The organism is Dyella sp. CR10 (genome assembly GCF_055814425.1).
Genome location: NZ_CP185986.1, coordinates 4654009 through 4670190, shown reverse-complemented (window position 1 = coordinate 4670190; position 16182 = coordinate 4654009). Strand labels below are relative to the sequence as shown.

The 16182-nt window shown below is 65.5% G+C and carries 12 protein-coding genes; 7 read left to right on the top strand and 5 right to left on the bottom strand.

Going from position 1 to position 16182, the window contains the following annotated elements; genetic code table 11:
• Nucleotides 1–42 precede the first annotated feature (42 nt).
• A complete protein-coding gene (locus ACNR9O_RS21010; RefSeq protein ID WP_473685111.1) occupies nt 43–2286 on the bottom strand; it encodes a hypothetical protein in 2244 nt (747 codons plus the stop codon).
• Nucleotides 2287–2455: 169 nt separating this feature from the next.
• On the opposite strand from ACNR9O_RS21010, the gene ACNR9O_RS21005 reads away from it, so the two are divergent.
• The 3 genes from ACNR9O_RS21005 to ACNR9O_RS20995 all read left to right on the top strand — a co-directional run bounded on the left by ACNR9O_RS21005 (nt 2456) and on the right by ACNR9O_RS20995 (nt 4231).
• Entirely contained in the window at nt 2456–2680 is a 225-nt protein-coding gene (locus ACNR9O_RS21005; protein ID WP_473685113.1) for a hypothetical protein, read from the top strand.
• A gap of 158 nt (nt 2681–2838) precedes the next feature.
• The gene (locus ACNR9O_RS21000; protein ID WP_473685115.1) at nt 2839–3864 is read left to right on the top strand and encodes a hypothetical protein; all 1026 of its coding nucleotides are present in this window, start codon (nt 2839–2841) and stop codon (nt 3862–3864) included.
• Nucleotides 3865–4048: 184 nt separating this feature from the next.
• On the top strand, nt 4049–4231 hold the full coding sequence (locus tag ACNR9O_RS20995) for a hypothetical protein (protein ID WP_473685117.1): 183 nt from the start codon (nt 4049–4051) through the stop codon (nt 4229–4231).
• A gap of 84 nt (nt 4232–4315) precedes the next feature.
• Here the strand turns inward: ACNR9O_RS20995 and ACNR9O_RS20990 are convergent, their stop codons facing one another.
• Together ACNR9O_RS20990 and ACNR9O_RS20985 are read right to left on the bottom strand one after the other, a co-directional pair.
• Nucleotides 4316–5968 (bottom strand): MFS transporter, encoded by a 1653-nt coding sequence (locus ACNR9O_RS20990; RefSeq protein WP_473685119.1) that lies wholly within the window; start codon nt 5966–5968, stop codon nt 4316–4318.
• A 127-nt stretch (nt 5969–6095) separates the two neighbouring features.
• A complete protein-coding gene (locus ACNR9O_RS20985; RefSeq protein WP_473685121.1) occupies nt 6096–7565 on the bottom strand; it encodes a hypothetical protein in 1470 nt (489 codons plus the stop codon).
• A gap of 220 nt (nt 7566–7785) precedes the next feature.
• On the opposite strand from ACNR9O_RS20985, the gene acs reads away from it, so the two are divergent.
• Nucleotides 7786–9726 (top strand): acetate--CoA ligase, encoded by a 1941-nt coding sequence (gene acs, locus ACNR9O_RS20980; protein ID WP_473685123.1) that lies wholly within the window; start codon nt 7786–7788, stop codon nt 9724–9726.
• Nucleotides 9727–9793: 67 nt separating this feature from the next.
• Nucleotides 9794–10468: a response regulator transcription factor gene (locus ACNR9O_RS20975; protein WP_473685125.1), complete on the top strand. Its 675-nt coding sequence runs from the start codon at nt 9794–9796 to the stop codon at nt 10466–10468.
• A 9-nt stretch (nt 10469–10477) separates the two neighbouring features.
• On the opposite strand, the gene ACNR9O_RS20970 is transcribed toward ACNR9O_RS20975, so the two are convergent.
• Nucleotides 10478–13933, bottom strand: a complete 3456-nt coding sequence (locus ACNR9O_RS20970) for a hybrid sensor histidine kinase/response regulator (protein ID WP_473700825.1) — start codon at nt 13931–13933, stop codon at nt 10478–10480.
• Nucleotides 13934–14041: 108 nt separating this feature from the next.
• On the opposite strand from ACNR9O_RS20970, the gene ACNR9O_RS20965 reads away from it, so the two are divergent.
• Nucleotides 14042–14689 (top strand): 4'-phosphopantetheinyl transferase family protein, encoded by a 648-nt coding sequence (locus tag ACNR9O_RS20965; protein WP_473685129.1) that lies wholly within the window; start codon nt 14042–14044, stop codon nt 14687–14689.
• Between the two features lie 84 nt (nt 14690–14773).
• The gene (locus ACNR9O_RS20960) at nt 14774–15538 is read left to right on the top strand and encodes a pyridoxine 5'-phosphate synthase (RefSeq protein ID WP_473685131.1); all 765 of its coding nucleotides are present in this window, start codon (nt 14774–14776) and stop codon (nt 15536–15538) included.
• Between the two features lie 232 nt (nt 15539–15770).
• Here ACNR9O_RS20960 and ACNR9O_RS20955 read toward each other — a convergent pair whose 3' ends face one another.
• Entirely contained in the window at nt 15771–16178 is a 408-nt protein-coding gene (locus tag ACNR9O_RS20955) for an ExbD/TolR family protein (RefSeq protein WP_214571209.1), read from the bottom strand.
• Between the last annotated feature and the right edge of the window lie 4 nt (nt 16179–16182).

Below are 16182 nucleotides of genomic sequence, written 5' to 3'. Positions count from 1 at the left end.
CTACGCCCGCACCGTCGCAGGGCCCGAGATTCGCGCGACCGGTCAGCGCGACCGGTCAGGCGCGTCCAGCTGCGAATGCAGCGCGTCGGCCATCGATGCCAACGGGTAATTGGCTTCCAGCTGACGGCGCAGCTCGTCGAACACCGGCGCCGAAATGGTCCAGCCCAGCGGGATCGGATAACTGCCCGGACACAGCCGGAAATGCCACAGCATGTCTCCCTGCGCCGGATTCGCCGGATCCGGGTGCAAGCGATACAGCAATTGGGCTCGTGCGTATTCGCCGCGTGCAGTGCGCGTGTCCAGCAGCGCCAGCAGCGGCGCGGTGGCTTCGCCTCGGGGAGAGGTCCCCTTGCCGGTGACCTGTGGTCCCGGACAGGCCGTGGTGTAGAGCGGCAGCGGCTGCGCGGGATCGTGGCGGTCGACGAAGTCGGCGAGCTCCGGATCGTTGCTGATGTGCAGGACGATGAAGCGCAGGCGCAGACCTCGCGCATCGGCCAGGACACGCAGGCGATGCATCACCTCGTCCAGCGTGGAAGCACCGGAATTCTCGAAGTAGCCGCCGTCGACCAGTTGCAAGCGCTCTGGCACGGGCGAGGTAAGGCCCGGCGCGAGTTTCGTTTCCAGCGTGCCGGCGGGGCTGACATAGGTGAAGCGCGCACTGTCGAGCACCGCTTCGCCTAGCGGCACACGGGGATCCAGCCAGGCCGAGCCGTCGAAGGCCGCGGTCCAGGGCTGTTCGCGCGGCGAGGCGAGCGGCCGGAACGGATGCTGGATGAAGCGTCGTCCTTCGGCCACGGTGGTGCTGTTGAGAAACAACGCCGGCGTAGCGGTATCCGGCCGGCCGTCGGCCAGGCGGTACAGCGCGCTGAAGGGCTGCGCGAAGGCGTCGGTGCCCTCGCGGCGGCCGGCATGCTCCCAGGCGCGGGTCAGCGCGCGGGAACGATCATCGAACCACGAACCCGGCAGCCAGCGCTGGGTGAAGTCGACGAAGAACATGTTGGCCAGCGCCGGCGCGAGAAAGTCGTGGTCGAGCAGGTTGCGCGCCCGTGGTTCCAGATCGGCTGGCCGCATACCCGGCTGGCGCAGCAGCGCGACGTAGGCGGCCAGTCCCAAGCTGCCGCCGGACACGCCGCTGCCGGCAAAGATGAAGCGCGGCAGCAGGGACTCGCCATGGCGCGGACCGCGCTCGTCCACCATCGCGGTCAGGCGCGCCAGCACCAGCGCCGTCCAGGCCGCACCGCGGATGCCGCCACCTTCGGCAGTGACCACCACCACCGGACACGGCGAACGGCCGGCGCAGCGGTCGTCCAGCCAGGCGTTGGCGTAATCCTCGAACGCGGGCCGCGTATCCGCCGGCGCGGCAGCGGGATGCTGGTGGGTGCTCATCCCCGGGTATTGGCGTACGCGATGGTTGTCGTTGAGGTGGAGCAGGTGCAGCACGACGCTCAGCAGCAGCAGCGAGCTCAGCAGCGGAAAGCCGCGCCGGTCCGCCAGCAGGCACAGCCAGCCACCGTTGAGGCAGAAGAAGGCGGCGGCGATCAGCAGGATCGCCAGCGGCCCGATCCCGTCCAGCAGCTCCGGCCGCAGCGCGATCAACACGGTGGCGGCGACGTTGGCGAAGATGGACAGCGCATAGACCAGCCGCGCGGTGCGTCCCAGCAGGCCGGCCCGATCGACGCGCGGTTCCTCCGACGGACGCGCGCACATGGTCGGCAGGTGGCCATCCGAGCGCGGCAAGGCGTTGACGAAGCGACGCCGAGTCATGAAGAACACGATCAGCGCCAGCGACACCAGCAGCAGGCCGCTGGCGCGCCAAGCCCGTCCCGCACAATCCAGCGTCGCGCCGCAGGGGCCATGCGGCACGCGATTGAGCGCGAACAGATAGCCGAGCAGCACCAGCAGCGGCACCGACGCACCAAGCACACGCGGCAGCCAGTCGCGCAAGCCGGCGCCACGGCGATCCTGCAGCGCCGGCCAGCGCAGGTAATTCAGCCGGTAGGCATTGCGCGCGCCGTACCAGACTGCCAGTCCCGCCAGCGCGCTGCTGCTTAGCAACGCCAGGTAGCGGCCCAGGCTGGGGTCGATCCATACCGCAATCAGGAACAGCTCGGCGGCCTGGTCCACGCCCGTCGCGACCACGGCCGTGATAGCCAGCACCCACAGCGATACGCGCAACGGCTTGAGGTGATCCAGCAGCAGCGCGAATGTGCTGCCGGCGCGGTCGATGGCGCGCTGCGGCCAGCCCGGGCGCCCGGCGTCGATGGGGGTGGAAGCGGCGTCCTTCATGTCCGCGCGATCCGAGGGGAAACCGGCCCCGATCTTACGACTCGGGCTCCGCAGGTTTGTGCGTGGTACGGCATACCCTGGGCGTTCGGCCTACTATGCTCCGCGCCGCGGCCGGCGTAGCGTGAGAACCGTTCCGGCGACCTTCCTGCGCCCCGGCAATGAGGACCCCATGCGCTGGCTATTGCTGATCGGCACCCTGCTCTCCCTTACCGTCAGCTTCACCCGCCACAGCGGCGGCGCGATGGGGCTGTGGCTGCTGCTCGGCGTCGTGGGCGCCTTCGTCACCGTGTTTGCCTTCGCGGACGCGAAGATCAGCGCCAACGCGCGCGTAGAAACCCTGTCCGAGTACGACCTGCAGCGCCTGCGCGAAGGCAAGCAGCCCTTCGGCCGCTGAGCGGCGCTTCGCCGTTCTTCTTTTCTTGATGGCTCAGCGCTCCGATGTCCGGAGCGCATCAGCCGATTTTCGGCTTGCTCCGATTGCCTCGGCCCGACGCCTTGGCCCATGTTCCGTTTCGCAACTCAAAGTTGCCAAACGACGAAAAGGAGCAATTCATGATTGGCAAAATTTTCAGCGGCGCCCTGCTGGCGCTGACGGCCCTGCCGGTCGTCGCCGCCGATCGCGTCAACCTCTATTCCTGCGATGGCTGTTCGGTGGAGCAGGAGCGCGAGATGGTGAAGGGTCTCACCGGTGAGCTGGGCACGTTCGATTTCTATGTCGCCAACGTTCCCGCACAGACGATTCACAAGTACCAGCTGGCGCGCGGCTGGTCGCGGCCGCCCTGTTCCAGTCCATTGGAGCCGGGCTGTCAGCAGGAACGCTCGATAGGAAACGTTCGGCCGAACGATGCGCCGATCGTGACCTACGTGTACGACAAGGAGGTCGAGCAGCCCTATCTCGAGGCCTATCAGTCGATGATGCAGTTCTATTACACGGAGCCGGTGGGCTTTAAGAAGTTCTACGAGTTCCAGATCGTCGACCCGACGCAGCCGGCATCGGCCGCATACCGGAAGTTTCGCAAGGACGGGAATTTCTTTCCCACGAATGCCGGCATTCTCGGCAACCCGATCAATCCGGTGATCGACTACCCGGATCCGAATGTGACCCCGTTCGACATCGCCAAGGCCGGTCCCAAGCGCGCCGTGCTGCTCGACCACGTGCGCGACAACATGCTGCAAAGGGTGAACATCGGCATGGACAACGTGGCCAAGGTGCTTTCCGCGTTCGGCATCATCGACAACAACAAGCTTCCGGCCATCGATGTCATCGTGTACTTCAAGGAGGGCGGCCAGGTCACCCTGCGCTTGGACAACAGCACGACCGTGCCGGTGTACAAGGTCGTGGAGGATTCGTTGCGGGATTCGCACGGCAATTCCTTGCCGGTGCAGAGGACCCAGCTCGAGAACGAGGTATGGGGTTTCGACTACACGGGCAACGGCCGCGCCGATGACGTCATCGATATGCGCGAGCGCCTGCAATTCCTCGGCGCCGAAGTGGAGGACATTCACTACGCACGCGAGTGGCTGTGCGGCTCGGTGAATGTCGAGGGGAGAATCACCGTCAGTTGCCTCCCCAAGTAGGCTACGACTGAAAGCCGTAGCCGTCTGGCCTCAGGCATGAGCGCACGTGTTGTCAGCCATGGCCGGCGGCTTGCATCGGAACGAGCAAGCTGCCGCTGCCCCGCGAGTCTGGCGGTCCGTGTTATTCACGGTCGACAGCCGATGACCGGGGCAGGACCTCGACACTTTCTTACCGGGTTCCACGATGTCGATCGTTCACCTGCTCGTACTGCTCTTCTTTTCGGTATTTATGCTGGTGCCGTGCTGGCGCATCGTCGCTCGCGCCGGCTTTCCAGGCGCGCTCGCGCTCTTGCTCTGGGTGCCTTTGTTGAACCTGGTAGCGCTGTGGGTCTTTGCGTTCGTTCCCTGGCCTGCCCGGCCGCGATAAGACGAAACACGCTCTCGAGCAGCTGAAAGACATGGCGAAGGCATGCTCGAGGCATGCCTTCGCCGCTGATTCATCCACTGGCACTCAGTCGATGATGTCCACGTCCTTTGTCTCGCGCAGGAACAGCAGCCCGATGAAGAACGTACCCACGGCCACGATGATCGGATACCACAGGCCGTAATAGATATCGCCCTTCCACGCCACCAGCATGAATCCGATGGTGGGCACGAAGCCGCCAAACCAGCCGTTGCCGATGTGGTACGGCAGGCTCATCGAGGTATAGCGGATGCGCGTGGGGAACATCTCCACCAGCCATGCGGCGATCGGGCCGTAGACCATGGTCACGTACAGCACCAGGATGGCCAGCAGGATCACCAGCATCGGGTAGTTGGTCTGCGCGGGGTCGGCCTTGTCCGGATAGCCAGCTTTCTTGAGCACGTCGCCGACGCTGGCGCTGAAGGCTTTGCTCTGCGCCGCGAACGCCGCGCTGTCGAGACTGCCGCCTTCGAACGAGTCGAGCGTGCGGTCGCCGATCTTCACCTGTGCCACCGCTCCCGCCGGAGCCGCTTCGTTCCGGTAAGGGATGCCCTTCTTGGCGAGGAAGGTCTTGGCTACGTCGCAGGAGCTGGTGAATTTGCTCTTGCCGACCGGATCGAACTGAAAGCTGCACGCGTTCGGATCGGCCACCACGGTGACCGGCGCACTGGCCGCGGCCGTCTCGATCGCCGGGTTGCCGAAGTGGGTCAGGCCCTTGAAGATCGGAAAGTAAGTCAGTGCCGCCAGCAGGCAGCCTGCCAGCACGATGCTCTTGCGGCCGATGCGGTCCGACAGCCAGCCGAAGACCACGAAGAACGGCGTGCCGATGACCAGCGCGGCGGCGATCAGCAGGTTCGCCGTGGTGCCGTCGATCTTCAGGCTCTGGGTCAGGAAGTACAACGCATAGAACTGGCCCGTGTACCACACCACCGCCTGCCCGGCCGTGGCACCGAGCAGCGCGAGGATCACCAGCTTGAGGTTCTTCCACTGGCCGAAGGCTTCGGTCAGCGGGGCCTTTGAGTGCTTGCCCTCGGCCTTCATCTGGCGGAACACCGGCGACTCCTGCAATTGCATGCGGATGTACACCGATACCGCGACCAGTACCGCGGAGATCAGGAACGGAATGCGCCAGCCCCAGTCCTCGAACACCTTGTCGCCCAGGCTCATGCGCGTGCCGAGGATCACCAGCAAGGACAGAAACAGACCGAAGGTCGCCGTGATCTGGATGAAGCTCGTGTACAGGCCGCGCTTGCCATGCGGCGCATGCTCGGCCACGTAGGTGGCCGCACCGCCGTATTCGCCGCCGAGCGCCAGGCCCTGCAACAGGCGCAGCGCGATCAGCATCACCGGCGCGATGATGCCCACCGTGCCATAGCTGGGCAGCACGCCGACGAGAAACGTGGACAAACCCATGATGATGATCGTGATCAGGAAGGTGTACTTGCGCCCCACCAGATCGCCCAGCCGTCCAAACACGATTGCGCCGAACGGTCGTACCGCGAAGCCGGCCGCGAACGCCAGCAGCGCGAAAATGAAGGCGCTGGTCTCGTTGAGCCCGGAGAAGAAGTGCTTGCCGATCAGCACGGCGAGCGAGCCGTACAGGTAGAAGTCGTACCACTCGAAGACGGTGCCTAGGCTGGAGGCCAGAATCACCCTGCGGTGACTGGTGTCCAGCGAGGCGTCCATTGCGGTCGTTGCCATGTTGCTCCCCCAGGGATGGAAAGGCTGGGCCAAGGTGTATCGGCCGCCACGAAGGCGGATCGGGCGATGACGCGATCGTCCATGAGGCGTCGTAAGAGCGACGCACCCCCGTGCGTCGCTCCTTCGATCAGAACTTGTAAAGCGCGTTGAGACTGAACTGGTTGCCGCTGAGTTTCTTCCGGTCGAGGCCGGTGGTGGTGTAGTCGAGCTTGTCGTACATCCACTCCGCGCCCAGTTCGTATGCGCCCGCGGCGTACTGCAGGCTGAGCATGGACTGGCGGTTGCGCAGGCGGCCATTGGCGAACGGCGCCTTGCCGGCCCAGCGGATCACATCCTTGTCATCGGGATTGCTCTGCGCATAGAACGCGTTGACGCTCCAGTTCTTGGTGAAGTTGTAGCCGACCTGCAGATAGCCGCCTTTGTCCTTGATATCACCGAACTGCGAGAGGTCGCCGAACACCTGGCCGATGCCCTTGCCCGCATACACCAGGGCCTTGAGATTCCACGGACCCGGCTTCCAGTTGGCGCCGATTTCGTAGGCGAGGCTGGTGATCTTGTCCTTGATCGGCGCGGCTACCGTGTCGCCGACGCCCTTGAGGCTGACCTGGCTGTAATGCGCCACGAAGAAGGCCAGCCAGTCCTTGTCCTGCACATGCAGGCGCGCTTCCACCTGCGGCCGGAAGCCGGCATTGCCCGCGGTGAGGTAGTTCACGTTGTCGCCCGGGCCGTTCCAGGTGCCCTCGAAGGCGCCGACGTCCAGCCGCCATTTGGGGCCGGAGGACGATCCGTGATTGAGGTCCTGCATCCACACCACGCCCGGGAAGCGCCAGCCGATCAGGCCGGTGCCGAAGCCCGGCGGGAAAGCGATGTGCGACAACGAAGTCGGCACCATGTCGAGCGGGAACAACAGCTCCCACTGCTGGCCGATACGCACGGTGCTGCCGATGTCCGGATTGGTCAGGTCCATGTAGGCCTGGCGCAGGCGCGGCACCGGCTGCTGCTCGCTGTAGGGGCCGGTACCGTTGAAGCCGCCGAAGAAGTCCATCTCGATGCGGCCGCCGCCATTCCAGCTGTCGTTGAGCTTGGCACCCTTGAAGTCGAGCCAGAAGCGGGTGTTGCGTATGTCCACGCCACTGAGCGAGCCGGACGAAGGCGCCGCGGTGGTCTTGGGGACCGGGTACTCCGCGTTCTGGCCGTTGCCGAACGAGAAGTTCTTGCTCTGGGTGAAGGCGCTGGTGCTGATGAACCCGTGCAGGGCCACCGACACGCCCGGCGCCGTCGTGAAGGTTTCCTTCGGCGGCGGCGCGGCCGCAACCTTCTGCGCGGTGGCGTTGGCCTCGGCCGCCTGCTGCTGCGCCTGGACCACCTGCTGCTGCTGTTGCTGCTGCTGGGCCTGTTGCTGGCGCAGCATGTCCTTAAGTTCCGTCAGCTCCTGTTCGAGCTGCGACACGCGCGATTCAAGCTGCTGCTCGCGCGTGGCCGGCTTGGTCTTGGCCTTGGCTTGCGGCTCGGCCTGCGCCCCCAGCGGCAGGGCCAGCGCGACGGCAATGGCCAGCGCGACGGCGGTGCGACGACCGCCCGAACGTTTGAACACCATGATCTTGCCTCCCCAGGCTATGGCCAGGCCGAGCTTGGGCGTGCTGCGTTGCGGGCGCCTATTCCCCATTGGTCGAACCTCGACCAAAGTCGAAGCGAACCGGTCACGTCCGCTTTGCCGCCCTTTCGCTAAACTCGCTGGACGCGCCGTTGGCAAGGGCCTTGCCACGGGCTTTTCCACGTTTCTCGGGCGCCTGTCCGCCCGGTCAGGAGCTTCCCCCATGAGCAAGGTGTACCCCGTCAAGCCCGAGTTCGCCGCCCAGGCCCGCGTCCGCAAGGACGACTACGAGCGTCTTTATGCGGAGTCTGTGCGCGATCCCGAGGGTTTTTGGGGCCGGATCGGCCAACGCCTGACGTGGAGCAAGGCGCCCACGCGCATCAAGAACGTTTCCTTCGATCCCAAGGACTTCCGCATCGGCTGGTACGAGGACGGCGAACTCAACGTCTCGGCCAACTGCCTGGATCGCCACCTGGCCACGCGCGGCGACAAGACCGCGATCATCTTCGAGGGCGACGACCCGAACGAATCGCGCCACATCAGCTATCGCGAACTGCACGCCGAAGTGTGCAAGTTCGCCAACACGCTGAAGAACCTGGGCGTGGTCAAGGGCGACCGCGTGGCCATCTATATGCCGATGATCCCCGAAGCGGCGGTGGCCATGCTGGCCTGCGCGCGCATCGGTGCGGTGCACTCGGTGGTATTCGGCGGCTTTTCGCCCGATTCGCTGGCTGGCCGCATCGCCGATTCCACCGCCAAGGTGATAGTGACCGCCGACGAAGGCGTGCGCGGCGGCAAGAAGATCCCGCTCAAGGCCAACGTCGACGCCGCCTTGGAGCGCCCCGGTACCAACAGCGTGGAAACCGTGATCGTCGTTCGCCGCACCGGCAGCGCCGTGCCGATGCAATCGCCGCGCGACCGCTACTACCACGTGCTGATGGAAGGCCAGTCGGCGGATTGCCCGCCCACGCCGGTGGAGGCCGAGCACCCGCTGTTCATCCTGTACACCTCCGGCTCGACCGGCAAGCCGAAGGGCGTGCTGCATACCTCCGGCGGCTACCTGGTGTACGCCAGCTACACCCATGAGCTGGTGTTCGACTTGCGCGAAGACGACGTGTACTGGTGCACCGCCGACGTGGGCTGGGTCACCGGCCACAGCTACGTGGTGTACGGCCCGCTGGCCAACGGCGCAACCACGCTGATGTTCGACGGCGTGCCCAACTATCCGGACACCAGCCGCTTTTGGAACGTGGTCGACAAGCACAAGGTCACCCTGTTCTATACCGCTCCGACCGCCATCCGGGCGCTGATGCGCGAAGGCGAGGCGCCGGTGAAGAAGGCCTCGCGCGCGTCGCTGCGCCTGCTCGGCTCGGTGGGTGAACCGATCAATCCCGAGGCGTGGGAGTGGTACTACCGCGTGGTGGGCGACGAGCGCTGCCCGATCGTGGATACCTGGTGGCAGACCGAAACCGGCGGCATCCTCATCACCCCGCTGGCCGGCGCCATCGACACCAAACCCGGCTCCGCCACCAAGCCTTTCTTCGGCATCAAGCCGGCCATTGTCGACGCGGGCGGCGCGGTGCTGGAAGGCGCCACCGAGGGCAACCTGGTGATCACCGATTCCTGGCCAGGTCAGATGCGCACGGTGTACGGCGACCATCAGCGCTTCATCGAAACTTATTTCACCGCCTACCCCGGCAACTACTTCACCGGCGACGGCGTGCGCCGCGATGAGGACGGCTACTACTGGATCACCGGCCGCGTGGACGACGTGATCAATGTGAGCGGGCATCGTATCGGCACCGCCGAAGTGGAAAGCGCGCTGGTCGCCCACCCGAAGGTGGCCGAGGCCGCGGTGGTGGGCTGCCCGCACGAGATCAAGGGCCAGGGCATCTACGCCTACGTCACCTTGATCGCCGGCGAACAAGGCAGCGATGAGCTGCGCAAGGAGCTGATCGCCTGGGTACGCAAGGAGATCGGCCCGATCGCCACACCGGATTACCTGCAGTGGGCGCCAGGCCTGCCCAAGACGCGTTCGGGCAAGATCATGCGCCGCATTCTGCGCAAGATCGGCGAGAACCAGCCCGACCAGCTGGGCGACATCTCCACGCTGGCCGATCCGAGCGTGGTGAAAAACCTGGTGGAAGAACGCCTGATCAAATGAGGACCCGAGGAGCCGGGCGAATCGCGTGGCGACGAGTCATCGATGATCCGGCTCCTTTTTCATACCCATGCCCGATGTCCTGATCGCCGACGACCATCCTCTTTTCCGCGATGCCCTGCAGCGCGCGGTGCTCAACGCCCTGCCCGACGCGCGCGTGCATTGCGCGGACAGCGTGCATAGCTTGCTGATCCTGGTGGAGCAGTTTCCGGAAGCGGACCTGCTGCTGCTCGACCTGCACATGCCCGGCGCGCGCGGCTACTCCGCTCTCGCGCATATCCGCGGACAGTTTCCGGGATTGCCCACCATCGTGGTGTCCGGCCACGAGGAAGCACACGTGGCGCGCCGCGCGCTGGCGCACGGCGCATCCGCCTATATTCCCAAGTCCAGTTCCGGCGAAGAGATCGTAAAGGCGATCCGTGCCGTGCTCGACGGTGACGTGTGGCTGCCTCGTGCCATGCTCGGTGATGGCGGTGCCATGCTGCGGGACGACGAAGCGGATGTGGCCAATCGCGTAGCGTCGCTCACGCCGCAGCAATTTCGCGTGCTGACCATGATCGCCGAAGGCCTGCTCAATAAGCAGATCGCTTATGACCTGGGCGTATCCGAAGCTACCGTGAAGGCGCATATGACGGCGATCATGCGCAAGCTCGGCGTCAACAACCGCACCCAGGTGGCGCTCGCCGCGAGCCAGCTTTCGCTGGAGCCTGGCGCATTGCAGCCGATGCCCGAAGAAGACGACTGAGTCTTTCGCTCAGACTGCTGCCTTGCGCAAGCGTGCGCTCAACAGCGCACGCAAAGCAGCGGGGCGCACCGGCTTGTGCAGCAGCGGGTAACCGAGCAGGCGCGCGCGCTGTTTCAACTCGCTGCTGCCGTCGGCGGTGATCATCGCGACCGGAGGCAGGTCGCCGACGATGCCGCGCAGGTACTGCAGCGCCTGCAGGCCGTTCATTTCTTCGGTGAGGTGGTAATCGGCAAGGATCATATCGATGCCGCCGCGGTGCAACTCCTGCTGCGCCTGCTGCACGTCCAGCGCGACGCGGCAATCCACGCCCCAACGCTGCAGCAGCGCGCGCATGCCGTCGAGGATCGCCGCATCGTTGTCCAGACACAGCACGGTCAATGGCAGGCGCTCGGCGACCGCGGCAGGCGGCGCGGCCGCGCGCCGCCGGACCGGCGCCGCCATCACGCGCGGCACCACGACCGCGAAGCGGCTGCCGCGCCCCACGCGCGAGGAAAGCTCGAGGCGGTGACCGAGGATATGCGCGATGCGATCGCAGATGGACAAACCCAGCCCCAGACCTTTCTCGCCCCAGGGCGAAGGGCGGTCCAGCCGCTGGAACTCGCCGAAAATACGCGCCCGTTGCTCTTCGGCGATTCCCGGGCCGGTGTCCCACACTTCGATGCGCACTTCATCGCCGACACGCCTCGCACCCACCAGTACACCGCCACGCTGGGTGTAGCGCAGCGCATTCGATACGAAATTCTGCAGAATGCGCCGCAACAGCTGAGGATCGCTGCGCACCGCAAGGCGGCTATCGACGATGCGCAACTGCAACCCGCGCTGTTCGGCCAGCACGCCAAACTGCGCCTTGAGCGAGTCGAACAGGTCCGCCAGCGCGAAGCTGCCGATGTCCGGACGATAACTGCCAGCGTCCAGACGCGAGGTATCGAGCAACGCGTCGAGCAAGTCTTCAGCGGCACGGAACGAAGCGTCGATGCGTTCGGCGAGCTGGCCGGCTTCCGCATCCAGGCCAGGATGCTGGCGCAATGCTGAGGTGAACAGACGCGCCGCATTGAGCGGTTGCAACAGATCGTGGCTGGCGGCGGCGAGGAAGCGCGTCTTGGAAGCATTGGCCGCCTCCGCTTCACGGCGCGCATGCGCGGTGGCGGTGAGCGCTTCGCTCAGTTCGGCGGTGCGCTGGTCCACGCGCTGTTCCAGGTTCTCGTTCGCCTCGATCAGCGCCTGCTCGGCGTGTTTGTATGCGGTGACGTCGGTGTAGGTGGTGACATAGCCGCCACCGGGCAATGCGCGCCCGCGCATTTCGATCACGGTGCCGTCCGGGCGTATGCGCTGGAACAGATGGGGCGAGCCTGCGCGCATGTGGCCGATGCGCTTGGCGACATGTCCTTCCACTTCGCCAGGGCCGCATTCGCCATGCTCGGCGTTCCAGCGAATCAGATCCGCTACCGGCACACCGACATAGACCATGCCGTCGGGATAATCGAACAGCTCCAGGTAACGACGGTTCCAGGCCACCAGCCGCATACCCGCATCGACCACGCTGATGCCCTGGGAAACGTTTTCCAGCGTGGTGGAAAGCAGCTCGCGGTTGAAGCGCAGTTCCTGCGAGGCTTCGTCCATCAGGGCCATGGCTTCGGCGATATCCAGGCCGGAGCCGGATAGCGCCCCCATCAGGATGCGCCGCGCGCTGGCCGCGCCGACCGCGGAAGCGAGCAGGCGTTCGGTGTACTGGATGAGCGCGCGGTCGGCCGATTCCGACGCCGCGAGCGCTCGACCGCGGCGCTCGCCGTAATCCTCGAAGGCACGCTGGGTACTGCGCTCGCCGACGATGCGCTCGGCGATGGTGCGCAGATCGGCCACGGAGACGCGGCCGCGCCAATCGCTCGCCCCGCCGCGATCCACGGCGTCGGGTTCGATGAACATCGCCGCATGCAACCGCTCTTCGAGACTGGGACGGAAGCGCAGCGAGATGAAGACCAGGCAGCCGATGTTCGTCAGCAACGACCAGAACGTGCCGTGCATGACAGGATCCCAGCCACTCAGGTGGAACAACGCCTGCGGCTGCAGCCAGCTGAGCCCGAGCGGGCCTTCGCTTAACCAAGGCGCGGCAGGAATCATTGCCGGAAGAAGCAGGGTGTAGACCCACACCGCGAAGCCGGCGAGCAAACCGGTGGCGACACCGCGGCGGCTGGCGCCACGCCAGTACAGCGCGGACACGATGGCCGGCGCGAACTGCGCGACGGCGGCGAAGGCGAGCAGGCCCGTCGCGGCGAGATTGGCCGTATCCGCGGCGACCCGATAGTAGACGTAAGCCATGCACGCAAGCGCGACGATGGCAATGCGGCGCACCAGCAACACCAGTTGCGACAGATCGCTGCGCTGTTCCAGCCGAAGCCGGCGGATGCGCAGCAGCGCCGGCATCACCAGGTCGTTGCTGATCATCGTGGAAAGCGCGACCGAAGAGACGATCACCATGCCGGTGGCAGCCGAGAAGCCGCCAATGAAGGCCAGCAGCGCCATCCCTCGATGGCCATGCGCCAGCGGCAGATTCAGCACCCACGCATCGGCGATGCCATGACTCACCGCCGGCAGCTGCAGGCCGGCCGCCACGATGGGTATCACCGCCACGCTGACGATCAGCATGTATAGGGGGAACATCCAGCGCGCGCGGTAAAGATCGTTGGGATCCTCGCATTCGACCACGCCGATCTGGAACTGGCGCGGCAGGCAGAACATCGCGCAGAACGCGAGCAGCGATTGCGCGAGAAAGCCGGGCGAAATGCCTTCGGCGAACTGCTGCACCGGTAAGGCCGCGGTCGCTTTCAGTCCGGGCCCGTGCCAAAGCGCGTAGACAGCGAGTGCTGCGAAGGCCGCGAGCTTGATGAGCGATTCCAGTGCGATCGCCAGCATCATGCCGTGGTGATGTTCTGTCGCGTCGATGGTGCGTGTGCCGAACAGGATGGCGAAGGTCGCCAGCAGGATCGCGCACCACATCGCACTGTCGCCGAATTGCGAAGCGCCGCCACCGAGCGCCGCATACGACATCGAGACTGCTTTGAACTGCAGCGACAGGTAGGGGACGATCGCGATCACGGCAATCAGCGCCACGGCCGCGGCGAGCCCGTGCGACTTGCCGAAACGGGCGCCGATGAAGTCCGCGATCGAGGTGATGTTGCGCCGCCGTGCCACCAGCGCAAGCCGCCGCATCAGGCCGAAGCCGAACACGAACAGCAGCGCGGGACCAAGATAGATCGGCAGATAGCCCAGACCTTCGCGCGCCGCGGTGCCGACCGCGCCGTAGAACGTCCAGGACGAGCAGTACACCGCCAGGGCCAGGCTGTAGACGATCGGGCGGAGCTTCGGCTGGCGCGGGTACAGCGGCCGGCGATCGCCCGCGTAGGCCACCACGAAAAGCAGGCCCACATAGAGCAGCGACACGAGCAGCAACAGCCAGCCGGCGATCAAGGGTAGTTCTCCCGTCATGGGCACTCCATCGCCTTCATTGCCAGCAAGCGGCGGCACCGGCGCGCCTGGCCGCTTGTTCGTTCCCCTTCCGGCCGGCACCATGCGCGGATGACCACGACGGACGACCAGGTGCCAGCGAAAGTAGCAGAGCGCCTGCGCGATGACGAGATACACCTATGGCGGATGGCTTATGACCATCACCAAGGTCGCGCGCCCTTCCAGGCGCTGCTGGCGGCTTATCTGGGCGTGCCTGCCAAAGACGTATTGTTCGAGGCTGGCGAGTTCGGCCGTCCCCGGCTATCCGGTGCCGATGAAAGCGGATTGCATTTCAACTGGTCGCACAGTGGCGACCAGGCATTGTTCGCGGTCGCGCGCGGCATCGAGCCTGGTGTCGATCTCGAACGCGTGAGGCCGCGACCGCGTGCGCTGACTATCGCGGAGCGTTACTTCAGCCACGAAGAAACCGCAACGCTTGCGACGCTGCCATCGGAGCGGCTCGATCTGGCGTTTCTCCAGCTGTGGACGGCCAAGGAAGCGGTACTGAAGGCGACCGGTCGTGGTCTTGCCTTCGGCCTGCATCGGCTGGGTATTCATGATCAGGAGGAGCGCCTGGTGCTGCGCTTTCTCGACGGTGAGCTTCCGGCCCAATGGCAGCTGCATCGCCTGGTGCTGGATGCGGAGCACGTGGGCAGCATCGCCTGGCGCGGGGGGCCGCGAACGATCCAGTGGCGGACACTTGCCACGGCGCCCCGATAGGCGCAGTGTTGCCGGTCCTGCCTGCCGCGGGATGCCGGCTTGCCATCGTCCCGCAAAAGGCGTTCGCCGCGAGCCGATGCACCCATGACCCTGCTTAGCGTCAACCTCAACAAGATCGCCGTGCTGCGCAACTCCCGCGGCGGCGATCAACCCGACATGCTTCGCGCCGCGCAGACCTGCATCGACGCAGGCTGCGGCGGTATCACCGTGCACCCCAGGCCGGACCAGCGACACGTACGACCGGACGACGTACGCGCCATCGCCGAGCTGCTGCGCAGCCGCGCGGAGTACCGGCACGTCGAGTTCAATATCGAGGGCAATCCGTTCGCGCCGCCGCACGGCAGCTATCCCGGCTTGATCGCGCTGGCGCGCGAAGCCAGACCGGCCCAGGTGACGCTGGTCCCCGACAGCGACGAGCAGATCACCTCCGACCACGGCTTCGATCCCATGGATGATCGGGACATCGCGAAGCTGGAGCCGTTGGTGGCTGCGCTACGCGAGATCGGTTGTCGCGTCAGCGTGTTCGTCGACGCCGGCGCCAGCGGTTTCGAGCGTCTCGCGGCGATCGGCGTGCGGCGCGTCGAGATCTATACGGGTCCTTATGCTCACGCTTTTGCGGAAGGCGATGCGCGAGGGATGCTGGCGTTATGCGCGGAGACGGCGCGGCGCGCGCAGCAGGCTGGGCTCGCGGTCAATGCCGGCCACGATCTTAGCCAGGCCAATCTTGGTGCTTTCCATGTCGCCATCCCGGGACTGGCCGAGGTTTCGATCGGACACGCACTGATCGGAGAGGCGCTCTACGAGGGGCTGGCGACTACGGTAAGGAATTACCTGCAGATTCTGCGCTGAGCGTTGCTCTGGCCATCGTGCCAGCAGGGAAAAAGATGAGCAACGGGACGTCTGGACGTCCATATGCTTGATGCCGGCGGCACGCGCGCGTCGCTCGGCGTGATCGTTTTTTCCATCTGCAGGCCGACACGCTTTTCGCTACCACAGGCGTCGCCACCTATCGGGCGCGCATAAAAAAACCCCCGCCGAAGCGGGGGTTTCGCGGGTAGCGTTCAAACGATCCGTTGCCGGATCACTGACCTTCCGTAAAGCCGATCTTGGTGAGGCCGTAGCTCTTGGCGGCGGCCAGCACGCGGGCCACATGCTCGTAAGCCACGCCATCGTCCGCATTGATCTGCAGTTCGGGCTGGTTGGACTGGCTGGCGATCACCGCGATCTGGGCACGCAGGCCCAGTTCGTCGACCGGTGTGTCGTTCCAGTACAGCGCGCCCGACTGGTCGATCTTCAGACGGATCGGATCCGGCGGGTTTTCCGGCTGAACCACGTTCGGGTTCGGCTGCGGGAGGTCGATCTTCACTTTGTGCGTCAGGATGGGCGCCGTGATCATGAAGATGATCAGCAGCACCAGCATCACGTCGACAAGCGGCGTGACGTTGATGTCCGCCATCGGCCCCTTGCCGCTTCCACTACTGAATGCCATGACT